Genomic DNA, 463 nt, shown 5'->3' with positions numbered 1-463 from the left:
TGTCATTCCCGGCAATGACGAAAGCTCGACCGCCGATGCGGCCGTGTGGGCGCAGTCGACGCTCGATCGGCTAAGCGGTGCGGCCGGCGGCAATGGCGCGCGCGTCGAAAGCGCTAGCCTGCTGCGTCCGACGCCTGCCAATGCCCGGCTGGCCTACATGATGCTCGCGCAGATGGGAGCGTAAGCGGTGGCGATTGCGTTGAAGTCGGGTGGCCTGAAATCTGGCGGCGTGTTGCCGCTGCTGCGCTCCGCCGCCTTGCCGGTGGCGATCCTGCTGCTGGTCGTGCTGATGGTGGTGCCGATCCCGTCGGCGCTGCTCGATGTGTTCTTCATCATGAACATCACGATCAGCCTGGCCGTGCTGATGGTGTCGCTCAACGCGCAGAAGCCGCTCGATTTCTCGGCCTTCCCGACGGTGTTGCTGTTCGCGACGTTGTTCCGCTTGAGCCTCAACGTCGCCTCG

At 65.0% G+C, this 463-nt stretch carries 2 protein-coding genes; both read left to right on the top strand.

Annotated features, from left to right (window positions below):
* On the top strand, positions 1-184 hold a 184-nt coding region (locus AACY45_RS28445), incomplete at its 5' end, for a hypothetical protein (RefSeq protein WP_339548799.1).
* A gap of 3 nt (positions 185-187) precedes the next feature.
* A partial coding sequence (locus AACY45_RS28440) for an FHIPEP family type III secretion protein (protein ID WP_339548798.1) occupies positions 188-463 on the top strand: 276 nt, incomplete at its 3' end.

The sequence above is a fragment of the Pseudomonas sp. RA_35y_Pfl2_P32 genome (genome assembly GCF_963970735.1).
Taxonomy (GTDB): Bacteria; Pseudomonadota; Gammaproteobacteria; order Pseudomonadales; family Pseudomonadaceae; genus Aquipseudomonas.
The sequence above is the reverse complement of the archived record's forward strand: the minus strand, read 5'-3'. Positions and strand labels throughout refer to the sequence as shown.